Below are 1338 nucleotides of genomic sequence, written 5' to 3'. Positions count from 1 at the left end.
TCCTCGATGAGCCCGACGTTAGTATTTAAAGACGACAAACCATATATCGTCACAGGCAGCCCAGGCGGTAGCCGTATCATTACTACTGTCACCCAAATCATCTCCAACGTCATCGATCACGATATGAATATCGCTGAAGCGACTCATGCGCCGCGTATACATGATCAATGGTTGCCTGATGAGATACGAGTAGAGAAGGCGCTAAATATAGATACGGTCAATAAACTTAAATCTATGGGACATACGGTTAGTCCAAAGGCAGCTATGGGCTCAACCCAGTCGATTATGCTCACCCCAAATGGAATATATGGATCCTCTGATCCGCGTATTGTCGATGCGGCAGTGGTTGGGTATTAAAAATTGCCAATTAAAATATGATTAAACGTGCCCTCTATCATCAAAAATGTAGAGGGTTTTTGCTGACGACTTACTCACTTATTTATCCCTCGATAACTAATTAGGCGCCTGTAATCAGTGGCTGTCGACCCCAAATAATGCTATCATTAACGACCACATTTAAAACAAAAAGTTATCAGCACTAATGTATTTTTGTCTTTTAAATATACATTTAAGTCTTTGATAATTATATACTTATTACCTAATTCACTGCTTGCACTTCTAAGAGTCTTCTATGGCATTTGTACACCTTGGCATTCATAGCGAATATTCAATCACTGACTCTATCATCCGTATTAAGCCACTTGTTAAGGCGGCGGCGGCAGACGATCAGCGCGCACTAGCGTTGACTGACTTATCGAACCTGTATGCGACGGTAAAGTTTTATAAAGCCTGCTTGGGTGCGGGCATTAAGCCGATTATCGGTAGCGAGGTCATCATGGATCATGAAGACACGCGCTTAGTGCTGCTCGCGATGAACAATGACGGCTATCAAAACATCACGCGTATCGTCTCGCTTGGCTTCACGGATGGGCGCAGCGATCCTGCCAATCACGGTACTCCTGTTGTCAAACGTAGTGACATATTGAATCATGCGGCGGGTGTTATTGCACTGTTCACTGAAAAGTCTGATGTTGGTCAAGCCTTGCTTGGCTCCATGCCAGAGCGTGCCGATGAGCTAATCACTGAGTGGCAAAAAAAGTTTGATGATCGGCTATACTTTGCCATCAAACGTACCAACCGCTCAGGCGAAGATGCCTTTATCAGCGCCGCTATTCACGCAGGCGCAAAGCATAATATTCCTATTATTGCCCATAATGATGTCAGATTTATGGCGCAAGAGGATTTTGATGCTCATGAAGCACGCGTTTGTATTGCAGGCTCTTATGTCCTCGCCGATCAAAGCCGCCCGCAGCTATATTCTGATGAGCAATACCTCAA

2 protein-coding genes are annotated in these 1338 nt (G+C 44.5%); both read left to right on the top strand.

What is annotated here, in order from left to right; genetic code table 11:
• The coding region (locus ACTXGO_RS13905) for a gamma-glutamyltransferase (protein WP_443574934.1) at nt 1-357 on the top strand (357 nt) is incomplete at its 5' end.
• Nucleotides 358-631: 274 nt separating this feature from the next.
• Nucleotides 632-1338 (top strand): PHP domain-containing protein (locus ACTXGO_RS13900; protein WP_443574933.1); only part of this gene is annotated, 707 nt, incomplete at its 3' end.

Source organism: Psychrobacter sp. T6-1, assembly GCF_052258445.1.
The sequence above is the reverse complement of the archived record's forward strand: the minus strand, read 5'-3'. Positions and strand labels throughout refer to the sequence as shown.